Source organism: Antarctobacter jejuensis (assembly GCF_052266595.1).
GTDB lineage: Bacteria > Pseudomonadota > Alphaproteobacteria > Rhodobacterales > Rhodobacteraceae > Antarctobacter > Antarctobacter jejuensis.
Genome location: NZ_JBQQXJ010000008.1, coordinates 101,456 through 120,985, shown reverse-complemented (window position 1 = coordinate 120,985; position 19,530 = coordinate 101,456). Strand labels below are relative to the sequence as shown.

The window sequence follows — 19,530 nt, the reverse complement described above, 5'->3', positions numbered from 1 at the left end:
CCTTAGCCGGTGACCCCGATGGGCCATGGTGCAAATTCCTCGGCGCCGACACCCAGCGCCTCGCTTTTCGATTTGCGGCCAGAGGCGATGGCGAGGATCTGGTCAAAGATCTCCTGCCCCATCGCATCAAGCGTCTTGTCGCCATCTATGACCGCGCCGCAGTTGATGTCCATGTCGCCGGTCATCTTTTGATACATCGGCGAATTGCTGGCCAGCTTGACGGTCGGCGCGGGGAACGATCCGAAACAGCTGCCGCGCCCGGTGGTAAAGCAGATCAGGTTCGCCCCGCCCGCGATCTGTCCGGTCGCCGCCACCGGGTCATATCCCGGCGTGTCCATGTAGACCAGACCGCGCGCCGTCACCGGCTCGGCATAGCGATAGACCGCCTCGATCCCGGTGGAGCCGCCCTTTTTCGCGCCGCCCAAGGCCTTTTCGATCACGTTGGCCAGCCCGCCCGCCTGATTGCCGGGGCTGACGACACCCTGCATCTGCACGTCCCGGCCATCGGTGTAGTTCAGCCACCATTTGATCCGGTCCAGCAGGGCCCGTCCCGTCTGCTCATCCCGCGCCCGCGCGGTCAGCGTGTGTTCGATCCCATAGAGCTCGGGCGTTTCCGACAGGATCGCGGTCCCGCCGTGGCGGGCAAGAATATCCACCGCGCGGCCCAACGCCGGATTGGCGCCAAGACCGGAAAACCCGTCAGAGCCGCCGCATTGCAGGCCGATCCGCAGGTGCTCCGCCGATTGTGGGCTGCGGGCGGCCTTGTTCGCCTCCGGCAACATCTTTCGGATGGCCCTTTTGCCCGCATTGATCGCCTCGGCGGTGCCGCCCACGTCCTGCATCCGGACCGTGTGCAGCATGGTGCCGGTTTCCAGCGCCATGTCCGCAAAGAACCGCTCCAGCGAGTTGCGCTCACACCCCAGCGAACAGACCACTGCCCCGGCAAGGTTCGGGTGCCGGATATACCCGGCCAGCGTCCGGTGCAGCAGGGCCATCGGCTCTCCCGTTGCTTCCATTCCGCAGCCCTGCTGATGGATAAAGGGCACGACGCCGTCGACGTTCGGAAAATCCTCCAGCCGCTCTTCGTCGAAATAGGCGGCGATCTTGCGCGCGACGGTGGCGGCGCAGTTCACCGTGATGAACACACCGATATAGTTGCGCGTCCCGACCCGCCCGTCAGCGCGGCGGATCCCCATGAAACGCGCGCGCGCCTCCTCGGGCAAAAGCTCTGCCGGGACATAGTCCTGCCCAAAGCGATAGTCTTTCTGGATTTCATCCACGAGGACGTTGTGCACGTGCATCCACGTCCCCGGCGCGATGTCCTCGCCCGCGTAGCCGATGACCGTTGCGTATTTCAGCACCGGCGCGCCCTTGGGAATATGTGTGGTGGCCAACTTGTGCCCCGCCGGCACATCCTGCAGCGCCGTGACCCCCTCACCCGGGACAGCCGTTCCGGCGGCGATCTCGACCCGCGCCACAACCACGTTGTCACGCGCATCGAGGCGGATCACATCTGACGGTGCATCACTCATTCGCAGGCAAAACTTTCGTGGCTGGCCGCATCGCCGCCGGTGTAGCGCGCCACCTGCGGATAGGGACAAAGCTTGCGCGTGACATCGCCCAGAGCGGCGCGGCCTTCGGCGTTGCCTTCGGTCACTCCGGCGATCAGTGCCCCCGGCCTGTCCCCATTTTCGACCCAGTTCACCAGCGGCGTCAGCAGGTCATAGGCATCGGTCGACGGCCCGCCGGCCCCGTGCGGCATGCCCGGATTGCGGTAGAACAGGGCAAATTCGCCTGCCGCGCCGCCCGTGTTGGCATCCAGCCTGTCATACCACGCGGCCGTGTCGCGGACCGAAAAGACAGGGTCCGACACGCCGTGCAGGATCAGCATCTTGCCACCCGCATCGCGGAATTCTGTCAGCTTTGGATCGTCCAGTCCCGGCGGCGTCATGAACGTCATGGCGCTTTCCGTAAAAGTGGCGTCGGTGGCAAAGATCTTGTCCGCCTCTGCCGCGATGTCAAAACCCATCAGGAACTGTTCCAACGCTTCGGGCGACCCATCCACCGGCGTTGGCGGCGTGGTAAAGACCTGCGCCAGCGACGACGCGCCCATCACCGCGATGATCGGCTTGTTGCCCCATGGCGGGATCGGGCTTTCCAGTTTCCAGAACCGCCAGTTGCCAGAGGCGATGCCGCTGTCCCAGGCCCAGTCAGAATAAAGCGGCTGTCCGTCCGCTCCCTTTGGCCCGGCATGGATGGTGACCAGGGCCACAGTCTGTTCAGGGCTCAGGCAGGCCGAATTCTGACCATCTGTGCAGGTCAGGCTGGCGGGATCAAACGTGGCCAAACAGCCATCCGTATCACCGATCCAACCGTCCTCCAGACCATCCAGTCCGTCGCAGGCCGCCAGCACCTTCTCCGCCACCAGCGTCATGTCCTCTCGGGAGAAGGCGGTCTTCAACTCGTCCGAAACGCTGCGAAAGGCCTGCACGTCCAGCGCATGCTGCAAGGCGGCCCGCGGCAGATTGAAACCGGGATAGCCCACCAACAGACCGTCAAACACCTCGGGCAGGCGCACGGCAGCGACCATGGCGTGCCGCCCACCGTTGGAACTGCCGATGCCGTAGGTATAGGCGATGTCCTCACCGTAGAACTGTTCGACCAGCGCCTCGGCCACCGGGTTCAGATCCCGCACGGCGGTATAGCCATAGGCCGCCCGCGCCGCCGGATCGAGACCGAACCGCGCGCCGCCCGCCAGTCCGAATTCCTTGAACTTGTCACTGTCATGGCCTGCGTTCGAGGACACCACAGCATAGCCGCGCGACAGGGCGGTGTCGCTCTTATCGCCGCTCAGCAAGGGACCAAACGCGGGCTTCACCACGCCGTCGTTGCCGCCGTTGAACTGATGCACGAAACGACCGTTCCAGTCGTCCGGCAGACGCAATTCGAAATCCAGCGCATAGGGCATCCCGTCAATGCCCGTGCGTTCGTTCATCGTGCCGGTCACCCGGCAATGCGGCAGCGGGCTGTCGTCACCGGCGGGCAGCGCCTCGGCCCCGGTGATTGCGACGCCGTCATGGGACAGCGCCTGCACATCACAAGCCGCCGCCAAAGGTCCGGCCAGCGCCGTTGCGGCGAAAAAGGCCGCCCATCCGTGAAGTTTCATGTCATCTCCTCCTCAGGAAAGGCGGCCCCTTCGCTTACCGCCCGTTGTCAGCACGCCACTTGGCGAATTTCTCCAGGCTCTCTTCCTTGGTTGCCGGGTACAGCCCGATGATCGCCGCACCGTTCTTGACCTGCTCCAGCGCGAAATCCTCGTAGGCGGTCATCTCGATGGCCTCGTCGGCGATTTCATCCGCCAGATGGGCCGGCAGGATGATGACGCTGTCATCGTCGCCCACGACAATATCGCCCGGAAAGACCGGCGCATCCCCGCAGCCGATCGGCACATTGATGTCGATGGCCTCGTTGGTGGTCAGGTTGGTCGGGCTGGAGGGCCGCGAGTGATAGGCGGGCATGTCCAGCTTGGCGATGTTCATCGCATCGCGGAAACCGCCATCGGTCACCACACCGGCCCCACCGCGCATCATCAGCCGGGTGATCAGGATATCGCCCGCGCTGGCCGCATAGGCCGACTTGCGGCTGTCCATCACCAGAACATGCCCCGGCGGGCAGGTTTCGATGGCCACCCGCTGCGGATGTTCGGGGTTGCGGAACTCGACCAACTGGTTGCGGTCCTCGCGGGCAGGCATGTAGCGCAGGGTAAAGGCGGGCCCGACCATGTTCTTGCCCTTCTGGGACAGCGGGCGCACGTCCTGAATGGCCTGATGGCGCAGCCCGCGCTTGTAGAGCGCGGTGGCCAGCGTGGCGACGGACACCTGTTCCAGCTTGGCTTTGGTTTCGGGTTTGAGGGGGTGATCGGTCATTTCAGGATCCTCGGATCAGGCCATTGGTGGTCATGAATTCGCGCAGCCGCGCGATCTGGTTATCGGAAAGGGGCCAAGCGGCGGGCGGGCGGGCCGCTCCGCAATCCTCTCCCATCATTGCAAGCGCCGCCTTGACGCCCGGCACGTTGGCACCGCCCTGTTCTTCGGCGCGGATGTCCTCGAACACCTGCATCTCGGCGATCAGGCGACGCGCCTCAGCGTAATCGCCACCTTCGAGCGCGGCGTTGATCGCGACAGAGCGTTCCGGCCAGACGTTGATCAGGCCAGAGGTGAACCCCCGCGCGCCCACCGCGTAGAAGGTCGGCGCCCAGACCTCGGCCAGACCGCCGGTCCAGGTGATGTGATCCGGGCAAGCCTCGATCGCGGCCTTCAGTTTCATCGGGTTGGGGGTGGCCCATTTGACGCCCGTGACACCCTCGATCCCGCAAAGCGCGGCGATGGCCTCTGTGCCGATGGCGTCGTTGCGCAGGTAAAGAATGATCGGCAGCCCCTGCCCGGCCTCACGGACCGCCTGCACGTAGTCCAGCAGACCACGCGGCGCAACAAAGGGATCGGGCGGCTGGTGGATCATCAGGGCGGCGGCGCCTGCCTCGGCCGAGGCCCGGGCAAGCGCCTGCGCGTCCCGGATACCGCGCCCGACCCCGGCCACCATGGGCACCCGGCCTGCGATATGCGCGCCTGCGGCCCGGACCATGTCACAGGCCTCCGCGACGGTCAGGCCATAGAATTCACCGGTGTTGCCATTGGCGGTCAGGACGTGGACGCCCGCAGCGACCGCCCGGTCGACCACGGGTTTCAGCAGGTCCGGCGCGATCTCGCCGGACTGGTCAAAGGGCGTGACGAGGATCCCCGAAACGCCCCGCAAGGCCGACGCAAGCCTGCGCCCGTCTTCTTCGTTCATGTGTCGTGACTTTCACTTAGACTGATCATCCACTGGATTCCAAAGCGGTCGGTCAGCATTCCGAAACCGCTGGACCAGAACGTCGGCCCGAATTCCATCCAGGCCTGTCCGCCCTCCTTGAGCGCGTCAAAGGCCGCCCGGGCCTCATCGGGGCCGTCGATCTCGATCGACACCGAAATACCCTGTGGCGGCACGAAATGCTCCGGCATTGAGTCAGAGGCCATCAGGCGCGACTCGCCGATCCGCAGGCTGGCATGCATCACCCAATTCTGATGCTCGGGCGCCACCTGCACGTCCGGCGGTCCCTCGCTCCAGCGCATCAGCATTTCGATCTCGCCGCCAAAGACATTTGCGTAATGGGTCAGGGCCTCTTCGCAATTTCCGCCAAAATGAATGTAGGGAGTGATGGGCATCAGTGTTTCCTCCTGTGTCCCGACGCCAAAGCGCCCGCCCCATCGAGTATATCAGTTGATTTCGGGTTCCGGCACCGGCGCGCCGAATTCCGTGCGCAGGAAGTCGAAATCACAGCCCTTGTCCGCCTGTTCGATATGCTTGGAATACATCCAGCCATATCCACGTTCGAAACGCGGCTCCGGCGCCGTCCAGTTTTTGCGCCGCGCGGCCAGTTCCTCATCCGTCAGACGCACGTTCAGGCTGCGGTTGGGCACATCGATCTCGATGATGTCGTCCGTCTGGATCAGGGCCAGTGGCCCGCCGACGAATGCCTCTGGCGCCACATGCAGGATGCAGGCCCCGTAGGAGGTGCCCGACATCCGCGCATCCGACAGCCGCAGCATGTCGCGGTGGCCCTGTTTCAACAGCGCCTTGGGCATCGGGATCATGCCCCATTCCGGCATCCCCGGCCCGCCCTGCGGCCCGGCATTGCGCAGCACCATTACGCTGTCGGGCGTCATGGGGTAGTTCTCGTCGTTGATGATCTCTTTCAGCTGGGCGTAATTGTCGGCGACGATGGCCGGGCCAGAGTGCGTCTGAAACTTCGGATCCATTGCGGCGGGCTTGATCACCGCGCCATCGGGGGCAAGGTTGCCTTTCAGCACCGCCAGCGACCCCTCGTGGTAAACCGGGTTGGACAGCGGGCGGATCACGTCGTTGTTGTAATTCACCGCATCGGCGATGTTCTCGCCCATCGTGCGGCCGTTCGCCGTCATCACCGACAGGTCCAGCTTGTCACCCAGTTCCTTCATTAGCGCCGGCAGGCCGCCCGCGTAAAAGAAGTCCTCCATCAGGTACTCCTTGCCGGAGGGGCGCAGGTTGGCCAGCACCGGGGTGGTGTGGCCGATTTCGTCCAGATGCTCCAGCGTCAGATCGATCCCGGCGCGGCGGGCCATGGCGATCAGGTGGATGATCGCATTGGTCGAACAGCCGGTCGCCATGGCCACGATCACCGCGTTGCGCGTGCTTTCCCACGTCATGATCTTGTCGGGCGTCAGGTCCTCCCAAACCATGTCCACGGCGCGGCGACCGCAGGCGGCGGCCATGCGTTTGTGGCCCGCATCCGGCGCAGGAATGGAAGAGGCTCCCGGCAGCGTCAGGCCCCAGCCATCGGCGATCGACATCATCGTGCTGGCGGTGCCCATGGTCATGCAGGTGCCATAGCTGCGTGCGATTCCGCCCTGCACGCCGTCCCACTGGTCCTTGGTGATGGTCCCGGCGCGGCGTTCGTCCCAGTATTTCCAGACGTCCGTGCCGCTGCCCAGCTTTTCGCCGGCGTAATTGCCGCGCAGCATCGCGCCTGCGGGCATGTAGATGAACGGCAGCCCCATGCTGACCGCGCCCATGACAAGCGCCGGGGTGGACTTGTCACAGCCCCCCATCAGCACAACCCCGTCGATGGGATGGCTGCGCAGCGTCTCCTCGACCTCCAGCGCGCCCATGTTGCGATACAGCATGGATGTCGGCTTCAGGAACTGCTCCGAAAAGGAATGCACCGGCATCTCGACCGGCATGCCGCCCGCCTGATAGACACCCTTCTTCACGAATTCCGCGCGGTCGCGCAGGTGGTGGTGACAGGGCGACAGATCCGACCATGTGTTGATGATCGCGATGACGGGTTTGCCTTCCCAGTCCGCGCCATCCATCCCCATTTGCATTGCTCGGGACCGGTGCCCCATCGAACGCAGGTCATCCGGGGCGAACCAGCGGGCGGAACGAAGGTCTTCGGGTTTCTTGGTCATGTGACCTCCTTCAGGAAATGGGGCTGGCCAGGCCGAACATGAGGCCGACAATCACGGCAACCATGACAAGTCCCAAAAGCCATGGCCAGACGCCATAGCCGTCGATGTCTTGACGGGAGTCTCTTCCGATCATTTCAGTGTCCTCAATTCAAAAGTTCGGGCAGCCAAAGGGCGATTTGCGGAAAGAACATCACCAGCAGCAGGCCGACGATCTGCAACCCGATGAAGGGCAGCACGGCAAGAAAGATTTCCTGCAGGGTCACGTCCTTGGGGGCCACCGATTTCAGCCAGAAACAAGCCGGGCCAAAGGGCGGTGACAGGAAATAGATCTGGATGTTCATGACAAACAGGATGCCGAACCAGATCTTGGCCTGATCCTCTGTCAGGCCAAGCTCGGGCGCCAGTGTCATCACCACCGGGGCAAAGACCGGCACCGTGATCAGCACGATGGCGATCCATTCCATGAAGGTGCCCAGCACCATTAGGATCAGCATCATCACCAGCACGGTGCCCATCGCCGACAGGCCCATCCCAAGGAACAGCGAGCGCATGAAATCGCCGCCGCCCACAAGGTTGAAGATGCCGACAAAGCTGACCGCGCCAAGGATCAGCCAGATGATCGTGCCAACGGTCGTCATGGTGCCCATCAGCGCGGCGCTGAGCACCTCCCACTTGAACTGGTTGCGCACGGCGGCCACCAGCAGCGCACCGATGCAGCCCACCGCTGCGGCCTCTGTCACAGAGGCGACGCCGCCATAGATCGAGCCCATGACCGCGCCGATCAACAGGATGCAAAGGAACACGGCGATCAGCCGGTCCTTGGTCAGCTTCTGGTCCTTGCCGGTGATCTGCGCCACCTCGGCGGCCGTCGGTGCCATCGAGGGGGTGATGTTGACGCGGATCAGCACGTAGCCCGCGTAGAAGATCGCCAGCATTATACCCGGAATGGCCCCGGCCATGAACAGGTCGCCGATGCCCACCTCTGCGGACAGGCCATAGACGATCATGATGATCGACGGCGGGATCAACGTGGCCAGCGCCCCCGCGGCGCAGATCAGGCCGATGGTGATCTTGCGGTCATAGCCAAGGCGGAACATCTGCGGCAGCGCCACAAGGCCCAGCATCACGATCTCGCCGCCCATGACGCCGGACATGGCGGCAAGGATCACGGCAACCACTGTCGTCTGCACCGCCACCCCGCCGCGCAGGTTTCCGGCAAAGATGCTCATTGCGTCGAACAGGTCCTCGGCAATGCCCGCCCGTTCAAGGATCGAGGCCATGAGGACAAAGAACGGCACCGCGACAAGGCTGTAATGCTCCAGCAGGCCAACCGCGTTCGACGAGACAAGGAACAAACCGCGCGGCCCGAAAAAGCCGATGGCCATGATGACCGAGACGATCAGCGTGACGATGCCCAGCGGCATGCCCGTCATCATCAGCGCGATCAGCATGATCACCATGATCAGGGAAACGGTGCCCAGATCCATCTTGCGCATCTGCAGCGCTTGGGACGGGTCCATCGCCTTGCCGATATCTGTGATGAAACCGGAGAAGGCATTGGCCACCGACCAGTCGAAGTACTGGGACAGGAAGGCCGACACGAAGTAGAGCACAAAGTAGGCAGCGACGATCTTGACGATCCACTTCGCGGCAGAGGACGTCACATGCCGGTGCAGGTTCATCATCAACTGCGCCAAGTACATGAAGGCGCCGACCACCATCAGCGATTTCATCATCATCGGCAGCGGAGAGTTGAAGGCAGAGCCGCTCTTTTCCACCCGCTCGACGCTGACATAGGCGCGGATCGGTGCGTCGGTCAGCAGCATATACAGCGCGACGACGCCCACCAGCATGGCAAACAGGTCCAGCCACCATTGCTGTCGCTTGGTGGTCAGCCCGTGGATCACCGTGATGCCGATATGACGCTTTTTCAGCGTGACATAGCCCGCCGACAGCATCCACGCCGCCGCCACCGTCACCATCACCGTCTCGAAGGCCCAGAAGGTTGGCGCGTTCAGCACATAGCGGGAAAAGACTTCGTACAGCGTGGCCAGCGCCGCCACGAGGTAAAAGGACGAAATCGCGATGCCGACCACATGGCTGAAGTGATCGACCGGCGTGTAATCCTCCATCGACAGATCGGGATCGTCGTGCAGCGGATCCTGCGCCGCGATCTCGATGTCGGTATCCTCCAGCGCCTTCTGGTATTCCTGGCTCATTTCATTCCCCGCGCGGTTCCATCCCGATGCCGCACCGGGCGGCACACGTCCGCCTGCCCCGGCCGACGCGATGAAAGCGGCCCCGGGTCATCCCCGGGGCACGTTTTCGTCTTGTTCAGTGGACCTCAGAGGAGGCCGGCCTGCTTCATGAAGGCGACATGCGTGTCAAAGACTTCCTTGGCGAGGTCAGAGCCGGCGGCAAAGTCGGCCCAGGCTTCCTGAGCGATGGCGCGCAGCGCATCCCGCTCGGACTGCGGCCAGTCGATGATTTCCAGCTCACCGGCGGCCTTGTCCCGTGCCACCAACTGGCGGTCGAGGCGGTCGAAGTGCTGCCGCAGGCCGTTGTAGGCCGCCAGATACCATGTCTCCAGCGCGACCTGTTCTGCCTCTGTCAGCTCTTCCCAGACCATGTGGGAGACGGTGAACTGCAGGATCGGGGTCGAATGGATGCCGGGGAAGATCGGGTACTTGGCGATCTTGTGCATGCCGTTGGCGTCGTTGTTGGCATAGGCCGAGTTGTCCGCCGCGTCGATCACGCCCTTGTCCAGCGCGCCATAGGTTTCGGACCCGGACATCGACACCGGCGCCGCCCCTGCACGTTTGAACACGTCGGCGGCCAGACCTTCGGGAGAGCGGATTTTCAGGCCCTTGAGGTCCGCCACGCCGCGCACCGGCACCTTGGACACGAATGCCTCACGCGCATAGGCGCCGCAGCCGACCACATGCACACCTTCGAAATGCGCATCGAACAGCTTTTGCAGCATTTCCTTGCCGCCGCCCTGTGCGCAGAACGCCTGGATCTGGTCGGCGGAATCGTAGCCCGCAATCAGGTCGCCCATCAGGGCAAAGGCCGGATCGACACCGGCGAAATAGTTGATCGAGGTCAGGTCACCATCCAGAATGCCGACCGAAATCGCTTCTGCGGTCTCGCGGCGCGGCACAACCGCATCCACCGGCAGCAGTTCGACAGTCAGCGACCCGCCGGTCATCTTCTCAAGCTTCGGCACCCACTCTTCGTTGAGATAGGCCAGCGAGGCGTGGCTTGCGTTGGACGAGGTCTGGATCTTCAGCACGCGGTCCGCGGCGGTCACCGCGGTGGCGGAGGCCGCGACAACCGCCGCCATGGCCCCAACCCTGGTCAGGGCCTTCAGCATTTCGAATTTCATGATTTCCTCCCAATGGCCTGCCGCTGTCATACCTCCTCCGCATGACTGGTCCGCAGGTACGTTGACTAATATATTAGTTGCCCAGACCGGTCAATCCTGATTGAATAGGGCACTGCCCTGTACTACGTCCCCCCGGACGAAAGGCGCGCGAAAGGAGTTTTCAGGGCCATGGCATCGCTGGAACAAACCTTTGAAAACAATCCCGAAATCGCGCCCTCCTCGGCGGTCGGCACGGTCTATGACCGCCTCCGCATCAAGATTGTCACGCTGGAATTTCCGCCCGGCACGATCCTGTCGCGCAACGCGCTCGCCAAAGAGTTCGGCGTCTCCCTGACGCCCCTGCGCGACGCCATGCAGAAACTGGAAGAGGACGGGCTGATCAAGATCATGCCGCAGTCCGGAACGGTGGTGAAACGCATCGACGTCGACCAGTTGCAGGAAACGCAATTCCTGCGCGTCGCGATCGAAACAGAGGTGGTCCGGCGGCTCGCCCAGAACCCGGGCTCGGAAACCGTGCCCCGGGCGGAGGCCATCGTGCAGATGCAGGAGGCGCTGCTGGGCAACACCGCGCAGATGGACCTGTTCTACGAATTGGACCGCAGCTTTCACCGCACGCTCTTTGCCGGGGTCGGCATGGTCAACCTGCAACAGATGCTGCTGCGCAGGCTGGGCCACCTGACCCGCTGCCAGCGGCTCGACCTGCCCTCCAAGGGCAAGATGGCCGACATTGTCAAACACCATAGGCAGATCCTGCTCAGCATCTCCGCCGGCGATCCCGACGCCGCCGCCGAGGCCATGCGCAGCCACCTCTCCGGCACGATGAGCCGCCTCGACGCCCTGCGCAAAGAGTATCCGGACTATTTTTCCGAATAGGCCGGATCAGCAGCGCCTTGGCCCCCAATCTCCTGTGACGCCACATTCAATCGCAGGGCGAGCCCCCCATGCGCTGTCAACATCTGCCCCGGCGCTGCCGTTCACGCTCTCGAACAGGCTGAAAGCCTACAAATGCTTCCGAAACCTGCAGACAACCTGCAGACAACCCGCCCCCTTTCCGAGCGGCTCAGTTTTCGGGATCAAGGTGTTTACCCGGAACCAACCTTCGAAGGTCGTCTCTCGATACACCAAAGGCCCGAACCAACCCGTCCGCGCCGAAGCCGCGCCAAAGAAGAAAAGAGGAGAGAACTCGAAGGAAACTGCCCCACTTTTGCCGCCGCGCGAACACGCAAGACAATACCGGACCCTAAGGCACTGATTTTTCAGAAGGAAAAAGGAAAGTGGCAGCCCGTAGGGGAATCGAACCCCTCTTTCCAGGTTGAAAACCTGGCGTCCTAACCGATAGACGAACGGGCCACTCTGGTCCGCTGCGGCGCTGTCTCAAGGACCGTCGCTGCGGCGTGAGGCGGGTTCTATGAAAAGCGCGCGGTGCTTGCAAGCAGAAAATTCAGTTTTTTGACCTGCCGGCATGACCTTTTTCGGACCCGCCCTTCAGCCCTCTGTCGAGGCCGGCGCCGCATCGTCCAGACGCAGTTGAACGGTGCTTCGGCCTTGCCAGAAATTCACGTCCAGCTTGCCCGCAAGATGGAATCTTGTGCCCTTGTGATCCTCCAGCGCCGGCCCGATCGGACTGTCGAAGGCGGAAAACAGAATCGCATCCAGGTTCGTGCCCAGCCCGTCCGACACGGTCAGTTTCAGGTGCCCCTGCCCCACGCGCTTGGCAAAACGAATCTGCATGTCCGGCAGCACGAACCTCGGCCCGGAAACCGCGGCACCGTAGGGGCCCGCGCGCTCCAGCTGTTCGCACAGCTCCAGCGTCGCCGCCCCCGGCATCAATACCCCGTCAAGGCGCAGATCGGCGGGGCCTCCCTGCCCCGCGCCCTGCCGCTCCAGCAGCTCGGACAGTCGCGCCATCGCCGGTTCCAGCTTTTCGCGCGCCACGGTCAGCCCGGCGGCCATCTTGTGCCCGCCGCCCTTGATCAACAGCCCCTCGCTGGCCAGCCGCTGGATCGCCGCGCCCAGATCGACCCCCGGAACGGACCGGCCAGAGCCCTTGCCCTCATCACCCTCCAGCCCGATCACGATGCTGGGCCGGTTGGTCTGCTCCTTCAACCGCGAAGCGACAATGCCCACAACCCCCGGATGCCACCCCTCGCCCGCCGCCCAGACCAGCGGCCCGTCCAGCCCGCGTTCCTCGGCCTGCGCCACGGCAGCGGCGCGAACAGCGGTCTCGATCTCACGCCTCTCCGCGTTCAGAATGTCCAGCTGTTCGGCCATGGCCCGCGCTTCATGCTCCGACTCACAGGCCAGAAGACGCGCACCCAGATCCGCCTTGCCGATCCGGCCCCCGGCATTGACCCGCGGACCCAGCACATATCCCAGGTGATAGGACGACGGCGCGCGCTCCAGCCGCGCCACATCTGACAGGGCCACCAAACCGGGGCGCGACCGTCGCGCCATGACCTTCAGCCCCTGGTGCACCAGCGCCCGGTTCACACCTTTCAACGGCGCCACATCGGCCACCGTGGCCAGCGCCACCAGGTCCAGCAGCGCCATCAGGTCGGGGCCCTGCGCCCCGGCCTCGCGCATCTGCCGCCCGGCTTCGACCAGCATCAGGAACACCACCGCCGCCGCGCAAAGATGCGCCAGCGCCCCATCCTCATCCTGACGGTTGGGGTTCACCACGGCCAGCGCCTCGGGCAGCGTCTCGCTGCCCAGGTGGTGGTCCAGAACCACCACATCCGCCGCTCCCTTCGCCGCCGCGATCGGCTCATGCGACAGGGTTCCGCAGTCGACGCAGAGGATCAGGTCATGCTCGGCCGCAAGCGCCGTCATCGCGGGAACGTTGGGCCCATACCCCTCGTCGATCCGGTCCGGCACATACAGCGTTGCGGGCCGCCCCACCTGCCGCAACCAATCGATCAACAGCGCGGCAGAGGCCCCGCCGTCCACGTCGTAATCGGCAAAGACGGCAATCCTTTCGCGCCCCCGCACCGCCTGCAGGAACCGCGCCGCCGCGCGCTCCATGTCCTTCAGACTGCGCGGATCGGGCAACAAGGTCCGCAGCGTCGGCGCAAGATAGTCATCGACCGCGCCCGCCTCGACCCCCAGCCGCGCCAGCACGGCACATAACGCATTGGGCAACCCCGTGCGCTGCACAAGCGCCTCGGCCTGCCGCGCCTGTTCGGGTCCGGGTCCGACCCAGCGCCGCCCGGTCAGACTGCTCTCCACCCCCAGATAGGACACGGACTCTCCCGGTTTCTTCTCTTTCAAAATACGCCGGGGGAGTCGCCGTCAGGCGACGGGGGCAGCGCCCCCTTCCCCGGCCAGGGTTCAGGCCTCGTGGTTGAACGGGTTGCGATAGACCATCCGCCGGACGGAGCCGGTCTTGGACCGCATCAGCAAGGTTTCGGTCGTTGTATAACCCGGCTCACGCTTCAACCCCGGCAGCAACGATCCGTTGGTGACGCCGGTCGCGGCAAAGATCACGTTCTCGGTCACCATGTCGTCGCGGGTATAGACCCGGTCCAGATTGGTGATCCCGGCCTTGGCCGCGCGGCCGCGTTCGTCGTCGTTACGGAACTGCAGCCGGCCATAGATCTGCCCGCCCATGCATTTCAGCGCGGCTGCCGCCAGCACGCCCTCGGGCGCGCCACCGGACCCCATATACATGTCGATTCCCGTCACATGCGGCTCGGCGCAGTGCATGACACCGGCCACGTCGCCATCCGTGATCAGACGGATCGACGCGCCCGTGGACCGCAGCTCTTCGATCATGGCCTCATGACGCGGACGCTCCAGCACGCAGACGGTGATGTCCTTGGTCGAACAGCCCTTGGCCGAGGCCAGCGCCGAAACCCGCTCTGCCGGGCTCATGGACAGGGTGACGGCCCCGGGTTTGAAGCCCGGACCAATGGCCAGCTTATCCATGTAGACGTCCGGCGCGTGCAGCATGCTGCCGCGCGGGCCCATGGCAATCACGGTCAGCGCGTTCGGCATGTCCTTGGCGGTCAGCGTCGTGCCTTCCAGCGGGTCCAGCGCGATGTCCACGCCCGGTCCGTTGCCGCTGCCGACCTCTTCGCCGATATACAGCATCGGCGCCTCGTCCCGTTCGCCCTCGCCGATGACGACGACACCCTTGATGTCCAGCTTGTTCAACTGCTCGCGCATGGCGTTGACCGCCGCCTGATCGGCGGCTTTCTCGTCGCCGCGGCCGATCCAGTCGGCGCTTGCGATGGCGGCCTGTTCCGCCACGCGGGCAAGGCCAAGGGAAAGCATACGGTCATTGAAATCTTTGGGAGCGGACATTGCCGGTGTTCCTTCGTGAGAGCAGCATCGCCTGTTGAGTACCCCGCGCCGGGACCGGCCCGCAAGGGCATTGCCGCGCTACATCCCAAGGGTGTGCTTTCCAAAGCAATCACGAAAAAGGCGGGCACCAATCGGCCCGCCCCGTCTGTCACCTTTTGTGCCTGCGCGGCGTCAGACTTCCTCGATGCGCAGGGCGACGGGCACGGTCAGCACCACGCCGGTGGCCTCCATCGCGGTCAGCGCCTGATCCAGCGCGGCGCGCGTGGTCTTGTGCGTCACGATCAGAACCGGGGCGCTGTCATCGGTGTGGTCGTACTGGCGCATCCGGTGGATCGACACCCCCGCTTCGCCCAGCGCCGTCGCCACCTTGGCCAGCGCGCCCGGCTTGTCCGCCAGCGCCATGCGCAGGTAATAGGGCGCCGGGGCCGAGGCCTTGGCCGGGGCCGCCTCGACCAGGGCACCCGCCGGGCGGCCAAAGGTCGACACCCGCAGACCGCGCGCAATATCCATCACGTCGCCCATCACCGCGCTGGCCGTCGGGCCCTCTCCGGCACCGGCACCGCGCATGACGATCTGGCCAACCTGATCGCCCTCGATCACCACCATGTTGGTGCCGCCCTGCAACTGGCCCAGCGGCGAACCCGCAGGCACAAGGCAGGGCGCCATGCTCTGTTCCAGCCCCCGGCCCGTCATGCGCGCCACGCCCAGCAGCTTGATCCGGAAACCCATGTCGGCGGCGTGGTGAATGTCGTCGATGGTGACCTTGCCAATGCCTTCCAGCTCGACCGCGTCGAAATTGACCTGCGTGCCAAAGGCGATGGAGGACAGCAGCGACAGCTTGTGCCCCGCATCGATGCCGCCCACGTCCAGCTGCGGATCGGCCTCCAGATAGCCAAGCCCGTCCGCCTCGGCAAAGGCCTCGTCATAGCTCAGCCCCGCATCCTCCATCCGTGTCAGGATGTAGTTGCAGGTGCCGTTCATCACGCCCATGACGCGTTCGATGTCATTCCCGGCCAGCCCCTCGGTCAGCGCCTTGATGACCGGGATGCCCCCCGCCACCGCCGCCTCGAACCGCAGCACCGCGCCGGTTTCCTCCGCCAAGAGGGCCAGCGCCTGGCCGTGGTGGGCCAGCATCGCCTTGTTGGCGGTGACAACGTCCTTGCCCGCCTTCAGCGCCGCTTCGACCGCCGCCTTGGCCGGGCCGTCGCTGCCGCCCATCAGTTCGACAAAGACATCCACATCGTCGCGCGTGGCCAGCGCCACGGGATCGTCTTCCCATGCATAATCGGACAGGGTCACGCCGCGGTCCTTGTCGCGCGTCCGCGCCGACACCGCGCTGATTTCGATGCTCCGGCCAGAGCGTTCCGCCAGCAACGCCGCCTTCTGGCGCACGATCTTGACGACACCTGTGCCCACGGTCCCCAGACCGGCGATTCCAAGACGCAAAACCTGGGACATGGGAGAGGCTCCTCTGGGCTGTTTTCCTTCGCGCCTCCGGTTATCGCCAAGCCGCGACAGGGGCAAGGGCAGGCAGGCAGGCGGTTGCTCCGCCCGGCCCATTCTCTGCGATTGTGTGATTTCGACGCCGGTTCCGCGGGCATCGCGCCCTATTGGGTGCGCAGATCCGCCGCCTTCTGCCGCAGTCGCGCTATGCGGCTGTCGACGGGTCCCTGCGCCACCTGCGCCCGGCGCAGCCTGTCGGCGCGCGCCTGCAGGGCGCCCACCCGGCCCTCGACATAGGTGATCGTCTCCGCCGACACCTCGGGCATCGGACCGCCCAACAGGTCGTCCAGCGGCAAGAGTTTCGGAAAGGGGGCCGTTTCCACGCCCGGCGTCTGCGCCGCGTCCAGTTCCGGAAACTGCGTGCAGGCCGTCAGCCCGACCGCAAAGGCCAGCAGCGCAAAGGCCGTGTATGATCGGGTCCGCAACGACATGGCTCACTCTTGCCCCAGCCGATACCCGCGCGCAAGCATCCGGGTTGATATGAACGCTCGTTCAGATAATCTGTGCGGCATGGCACGCACACAGGGCAGTCACTCCGGGATCACCGGTCCACGCATCCGCGACGCGGCGCTTCGGCTTTTCGCCGAACACGGCTATGCCGCCGTGTCGATGCGCCAGATCGCGGGCGCGGTCGGCCTGCAGGCCGGGGCGCTCTACAACTATACGCCGGACAAGCAGGCGCTGCTGTTCTCGCTGATGAAGGGGCACCTCGACGATCTGCTGGCGTCGTGGCAGGCGCGCGAGGCGGCGTCGGATCCGGTGGCGGAACTGGAATCCTTCGTACGCTTCCACATCGCCTACCACCTCGACAGGCCGGACCTCGTTTTCATCGCCTATATGGAATTGCGCAACCTGGAACCGCAGAACTTCGCGGTGATCGAACGGTTGCGCCACGCCTACGAGACAGAGCTTGAATCGATCCTGCAGGCAGGCCGCGCGGCTGGGGTTTTCGACATCGCGGACACCAAGCTGACGACAATGGCGGTGATTGCCATGCTGACCGGTGTCACCACATGGTATCGCCCCGGGGGCCGCCTCAGCGGCACGCAGGTGCAGGATCACTACTGGACTATGGTCCGCAAAGCGGTCGCCGCCTGACCGATCTCACCGTCCTCGCGCCGCAAAGCGCGTCTGCGGGACGGTGGGCGGGGCGATGTTGCGGCCCGTTCAGGGCCGAAACGACCGCCGTTCCCGGCCCTCTCCAAGGTCCCGATCCGTAAACCAAAGGTAAAATCGTCTCCAGAAGTCATTGAAGACGTTGCGTCAACTTCGTGTCCACGCGTGGACACCCCCAAATGCGCCTTACCGCGTGGCCTGAATCGACTCCAGATATTCCGCCAGCGCCACCAGCTTGCGCGGTGTCGGTGTCAGCTTGCCATCGCCGCTGTCATAAGGGACCAGATCGCCCTCCAGCAGCGCGCCGAATTCCGGCATTCCCGGCCCCGACAGGTCCGAGCGCGCATAGCCGTCGATGATCGACATCACCTTGGCCCGCGGAAACGTGTCGCCATGCCGGACAGAGATCAGCGTCAGGTTGGCTGGCGCCTTCTTCATCGCCCGCGCCATCGTGCCATTGCCGCGCCCGTCCTCACCGTGACAGACCGCGCAGTTCTGCATGAACAGCGCCCGCCCGTCCGATGGCTCCGGCATCGCGCCCGGCCCGGTCTCCATACATCCCGCAAGCCCCAGCGCCGTCACCAGCGCGAATCCAATTCTGTGCATCGCTGCCCCCGATCTCTCTGCCGTCTCTCCTGCCAAAGCCCGCAGGAACTGGCAAGCCCGCCGTCTCAGCCGTCCCGGTCCGCCTGAAGGCTCTCCACATAGCTGACCACATCCATCAGCCCCTTGGGCGTCATGATGATCTCACCCGACGGCGCGCGCCACTCGACCAATGGGCCAGACAGTTCCTGCCCGAACTCGGGCATCGAGCCGCGGTGGAACTTGCCCGGATAGCCATGCACGGTCTCCAGCACCCGCTCGGCCGGAAAGGTGCCGCCGTTGGCTGCGGCCAACAGGGTCAGGTCCACCGGCGCCACCGGCAGCTCACGGCCCAGCGCGCCGTCGCCCTGCCCCGTGTCGCCGTGGCAATAGGCGCAGTTCCGGTTGTAGATCGCGGCCCCGGGATGCATGGCATCCTCGGCCACCGGATCGGTCAGCGGCGTGAACCATGACCGGCTGGTGCCGTCCAGCTTGGTCGTGAGCGTATCGCAGGCGGAAACCGCCAGCACCGCCGTTATCGCCAGAAGAAATCTCTTCATTGTCCTGCTCCGTCTTTTTTCTTTTGCCGGGGCGGCCTGTCGCCCCCGGGGACGATTGCCGCGCACGCCCCGTTCAAGACGGGTGACAGCGGCCCCGGCTCCGGTCATTGTGACGCCGGATTATCGGAGGTCCCTCATGAACGATCCTGCCATCGCGCAGCGTCTCTTGGAAGAGAATTTCGCACCCTGGGTGCTGTCCCTGAGGCCAGAGGTCACCGCAATCGGCCCCGATGCGGCGGTTCTGGAGGTTCCGATCACCCCCGAAATCGCCCGTGTCGGCGGGATCGTCTGCGGTCAGGCGTTGGCGACGCTGGCGGATACCTCGATGGTCTTTGCCTGCGCCGGGCGGCTGGGAGAGTTCAAGCCGGTGGCCACCACCAATCTTGAAACCCGCTTTCTGAGCGCCGCGCGGGGCGAGGCGGTGCGCTGCACGGCGCGGGTGATCAAGGCGGGGCGGGCGATGATCTTTGCCGAGGCGACGCTGGAGCGTCTGCCCGACGCGGCGCCGGTGGCGGTGGCCAGCGCGACCTTCTTTCTGCCGTCATGAAAGGATCGGGGATGACTCACTATGCCTTGGTGATGCTGCTGGCCGGCATCGGCATCCCGACGCTGGCCGCTCTGAATGCGGCCTTGGGGGTGCGGCTGGGCTCTCCCATCGCGGCGGCGCTGGTGCTGTTTTGTGTGGCCTTGCTGTCGGTCTCGGTGATCTGGGGCGTGACCGGGGCGAAGGGGCTGGGGGGTGTCGCGGAGGCGCCCCGGCACCTGTTTCTGGGCGGCTGCCTGGTGGCGTTTTACGTGCTGTCAGTGACGATCATCGCGCCGAAATTCGGCATCGGAAACGCGATCTTTTTCGTGCTGCTGGGACAGATGATCAGCGCCGCCGCCATCGATCATTTCGGGCTGTTCGGGGCGCGGGTGTCGCCCCTGACCCTGACGCGGGCGACGGGGCTGGGGGTGATGGCGCTGGGGGTCTGGATCACGCAGCGGGCCTGAGGGTGTCCACGCGTGGACAGCTTAGGGGGAATGCCAGATCAAGGGG

The 19,530-nt window shown here is 64.8% G+C and carries 19 protein-coding genes and 1 tRNA gene; 4 read left to right on the top strand and 16 right to left on the bottom strand.

The genetic code is table 11. The features are described from left to right. Window positions 1-2: 2 nt before the first annotated feature. From ACTXGA_RS13305 to ACTXGA_RS13265, 9 genes are all read right to left on the bottom strand, one after another. Window positions 3-1,532, bottom strand: a complete 1,530-nt coding sequence (locus tag ACTXGA_RS13305) for a UxaA family hydrolase (RefSeq protein ID WP_443394379.1) — start codon at window positions 1,530-1,532, stop codon at window positions 3-5. Further along, complete coding sequence (locus ACTXGA_RS13300) at window positions 1,529-3,166, bottom strand: tannase/feruloyl esterase family alpha/beta hydrolase (protein WP_443394377.1); 1,638 nt, start codon at window positions 3,164-3,166, stop codon at window positions 1,529-1,531. The genes ACTXGA_RS13305 and ACTXGA_RS13300 overlap by 4 nt, the downstream gene beginning before the upstream one ends. Before the next feature lie 34 nt (window positions 3,167-3,200). Next, window positions 3,201-3,926 carry a ribonuclease activity regulator RraA gene (locus tag ACTXGA_RS13295; protein ID WP_443394375.1) on the bottom strand — a complete coding sequence of 242 codons (726 nt, stop codon included), beginning with the start codon at window positions 3,924-3,926 and terminating at the stop codon, window positions 3,201-3,203. Between the two features lies 1 nt (window position 3,927). Next, window positions 3,928-4,848: a dihydrodipicolinate synthase family protein gene (locus ACTXGA_RS13290; protein ID WP_443394373.1), complete on the bottom strand. Its 921-nt coding sequence runs from the start codon at window positions 4,846-4,848 to the stop codon at window positions 3,928-3,930. Then, window positions 4,845-5,261 carry a VOC family protein gene (locus ACTXGA_RS13285; protein WP_443394371.1) on the bottom strand — a complete coding sequence of 139 codons (417 nt, stop codon included), beginning with the start codon at window positions 5,259-5,261 and terminating at the stop codon, window positions 4,845-4,847. Before ACTXGA_RS13285 ends, ACTXGA_RS13290 begins: the two co-directional genes overlap by 4 nt. 51 nt (window positions 5,262-5,312) lie before the next feature. Further along, window positions 5,313-7,043, bottom strand: coding sequence for an L-arabinonate dehydratase (araD, locus tag ACTXGA_RS13280; protein WP_443394369.1), 1,731 nt, complete (start codon window positions 7,041-7,043; stop codon window positions 5,313-5,315). 10 nt (window positions 7,044-7,053) lie between these two features. Beyond that, on the bottom strand, window positions 7,054-7,176 hold the full coding sequence (locus ACTXGA_RS13275) for a dihydroxy-acid dehydratase (RefSeq protein WP_443394367.1): 123 nt from the start codon (window positions 7,174-7,176) through the stop codon (window positions 7,054-7,056). Between the two features lie 10 nt (window positions 7,177-7,186). Then, window positions 7,187-9,262 (bottom strand): TRAP transporter large permease subunit, encoded by a 2,076-nt coding sequence (locus tag ACTXGA_RS13270; protein WP_443394365.1) that lies wholly within the window; start codon window positions 9,260-9,262, stop codon window positions 7,187-7,189. 125 nt (window positions 9,263-9,387) lie between these two features. Next, window positions 9,388-10,428 carry a TRAP transporter substrate-binding protein gene (locus tag ACTXGA_RS13265; RefSeq protein ID WP_443394363.1) on the bottom strand — a complete coding sequence of 347 codons (1,041 nt, stop codon included), beginning with the start codon at window positions 10,426-10,428 and terminating at the stop codon, window positions 9,388-9,390. A 168-nt stretch (window positions 10,429-10,596) separates the two neighbouring features. On the opposite strand from ACTXGA_RS13265, the gene ACTXGA_RS13260 reads away from it, so the two are divergent. Further along, window positions 10,597-11,301: a GntR family transcriptional regulator gene (locus ACTXGA_RS13260; protein ID WP_443394361.1), complete on the top strand. Its 705-nt coding sequence runs from the start codon at window positions 10,597-10,599 to the stop codon at window positions 11,299-11,301. 402 nt (window positions 11,302-11,703) lie between these two features. Here the strand turns inward: ACTXGA_RS13260 and ACTXGA_RS13255 are convergent. From ACTXGA_RS13255 to ACTXGA_RS13235, 5 genes are all read right to left on the bottom strand, one after another. Beyond that, window positions 11,704-11,778, bottom strand: a tRNA-Glu gene (locus tag ACTXGA_RS13255). 135 nt (window positions 11,779-11,913) lie between these two features. Then, a complete protein-coding gene (gene recJ / locus ACTXGA_RS13250; RefSeq protein ID WP_443394359.1) occupies window positions 11,914-13,668 on the bottom strand; it encodes a single-stranded-DNA-specific exonuclease RecJ in 1,755 nt (584 codons plus the stop codon). An 87-nt stretch (window positions 13,669-13,755) separates the two neighbouring features. After that, a complete protein-coding gene (gene glpX, locus ACTXGA_RS13245) occupies window positions 13,756-14,730 on the bottom strand; it encodes a class II fructose-bisphosphatase (protein WP_443394358.1) in 975 nt (324 codons plus the stop codon). Between the two features lie 171 nt (window positions 14,731-14,901). After that, window positions 14,902-16,188: a homoserine dehydrogenase gene (locus ACTXGA_RS13240; protein ID WP_443394356.1), complete on the bottom strand. Its 1,287-nt coding sequence runs from the start codon at window positions 16,186-16,188 to the stop codon at window positions 14,902-14,904. A 149-nt stretch (window positions 16,189-16,337) separates the two neighbouring features. Continuing rightward, entirely contained in the window at window positions 16,338-16,664 is a 327-nt protein-coding gene (locus ACTXGA_RS13235; RefSeq protein WP_443394354.1) for a hypothetical protein, read from the bottom strand. A 79-nt stretch (window positions 16,665-16,743) separates the two neighbouring features. Between ACTXGA_RS13235 and ACTXGA_RS13230 the strand changes: the two genes are divergently transcribed. Beyond that, the gene (locus ACTXGA_RS13230) at window positions 16,744-17,331 is read left to right on the top strand and encodes a TetR/AcrR family transcriptional regulator (protein ID WP_443394352.1); all 588 of its coding nucleotides are present in this window, start codon (window positions 16,744-16,746) and stop codon (window positions 17,329-17,331) included. 204 nt (window positions 17,332-17,535) lie between these two features. Here ACTXGA_RS13230 and ACTXGA_RS13225 read toward each other — a convergent pair whose 3' ends face one another. Beyond that, window positions 17,536-17,955 carry a c-type cytochrome gene (locus ACTXGA_RS13225; RefSeq protein ID WP_443394350.1) on the bottom strand — a complete coding sequence of 140 codons (420 nt, stop codon included), beginning with the start codon at window positions 17,953-17,955 and terminating at the stop codon, window positions 17,536-17,538. Window positions 17,956-18,020: 65 nt separating this feature from the next. Continuing rightward, window positions 18,021-18,491 carry a c-type cytochrome gene (locus tag ACTXGA_RS13220; RefSeq protein ID WP_443394348.1) on the bottom strand — a complete coding sequence of 157 codons (471 nt, stop codon included), beginning with the start codon at window positions 18,489-18,491 and terminating at the stop codon, window positions 18,021-18,023. A 136-nt stretch (window positions 18,492-18,627) separates the two neighbouring features. On the opposite strand from ACTXGA_RS13220, the gene ACTXGA_RS13215 reads away from it, so the two are divergent. Next, window positions 18,628-19,038 carry a PaaI family thioesterase gene (locus tag ACTXGA_RS13215; RefSeq protein ID WP_443394346.1) on the top strand — a complete coding sequence of 137 codons (411 nt, stop codon included), beginning with the start codon at window positions 18,628-18,630 and terminating at the stop codon, window positions 19,036-19,038. Between the two features lie 11 nt (window positions 19,039-19,049). Continuing rightward, complete coding sequence (locus ACTXGA_RS13210; protein ID WP_443394345.1) at window positions 19,050-19,484, top strand: DMT family transporter; 435 nt, start codon at window positions 19,050-19,052, stop codon at window positions 19,482-19,484. Window positions 19,485-19,530 lie beyond the last annotated feature (46 nt).

Coding starts and splice junctions, on each gene's coding strand:
- ACTXGA_RS13225 (WP_443394350.1), bottom strand. CDS start 17,955: ATGCACAGAATTGGATTCGCGCTGGTGACGGCGCTGGGGCTTGCGGGA.
- ACTXGA_RS13305 (WP_443394379.1), bottom strand. CDS start 1,532: ATGAGTGATGCACCGTCAGATGTGATCCGCCTCGATGCGCGTGACAAC.
- ACTXGA_RS13240 (WP_443394356.1), bottom strand. CDS start 16,188: ATGTCCCAGGTTTTGCGTCTTGGAATCGCCGGTCTGGGGACCGTGGGC.
- ACTXGA_RS13275 (WP_443394367.1), bottom strand. CDS start 7,176: ATGATCGGAAGAGACTCCCGTCAAGACATCGACGGCTATGGCGTCTGG.
- ACTXGA_RS13295 (WP_443394375.1), bottom strand. CDS start 3,926: ATGACCGATCACCCCCTCAAACCCGAAACCAAAGCCAAGCTGGAACAG.
- ACTXGA_RS13220 (WP_443394348.1), bottom strand. CDS start 18,491: ATGAAGAGATTTCTTCTGGCGATAACGGCGGTGCTGGCGGTTTCCGCC.
- ACTXGA_RS13210 (WP_443394345.1), top strand. CDS start 19,050: ATGACTCACTATGCCTTGGTGATGCTGCTGGCCGGCATCGGCATCCCG.
- ACTXGA_RS13290 (WP_443394373.1), bottom strand. CDS start 4,848: ATGAACGAAGAAGACGGGCGCAGGCTTGCGTCGGCCTTGCGGGGCGTT.
- ACTXGA_RS13230 (WP_443394352.1), top strand. CDS start 16,744: ATGGCACGCACACAGGGCAGTCACTCCGGGATCACCGGTCCACGCATC.
- araD (WP_443394369.1), bottom strand. CDS start 7,043: ATGACCAAGAAACCCGAAGACCTTCGTTCCGCCCGCTGGTTCGCCCCG.
- ACTXGA_RS13265 (WP_443394363.1), bottom strand. CDS start 10,428: ATGAAATTCGAAATGCTGAAGGCCCTGACCAGGGTTGGGGCCATGGCG.
- ACTXGA_RS13300 (WP_443394377.1), bottom strand. CDS start 3,166: ATGAAACTTCACGGATGGGCGGCCTTTTTCGCCGCAACGGCGCTGGCC.
- glpX (WP_443394358.1), bottom strand. CDS start 14,730: ATGTCCGCTCCCAAAGATTTCAATGACCGTATGCTTTCCCTTGGCCTT.
- ACTXGA_RS13235 (WP_443394354.1), bottom strand. CDS start 16,664: ATGTCGTTGCGGACCCGATCATACACGGCCTTTGCGCTGCTGGCCTTT.
- ACTXGA_RS13285 (WP_443394371.1), bottom strand. CDS start 5,261: ATGCCCATCACTCCCTACATTCATTTTGGCGGAAATTGCGAAGAGGCC.
- ACTXGA_RS13260 (WP_443394361.1), top strand. CDS start 10,597: ATGGCATCGCTGGAACAAACCTTTGAAAACAATCCCGAAATCGCGCCC.
- ACTXGA_RS13270 (WP_443394365.1), bottom strand. CDS start 9,262: ATGAGCCAGGAATACCAGAAGGCGCTGGAGGATACCGACATCGAGATC.
- ACTXGA_RS13215 (WP_443394346.1), top strand. CDS start 18,628: ATGAACGATCCTGCCATCGCGCAGCGTCTCTTGGAAGAGAATTTCGCA.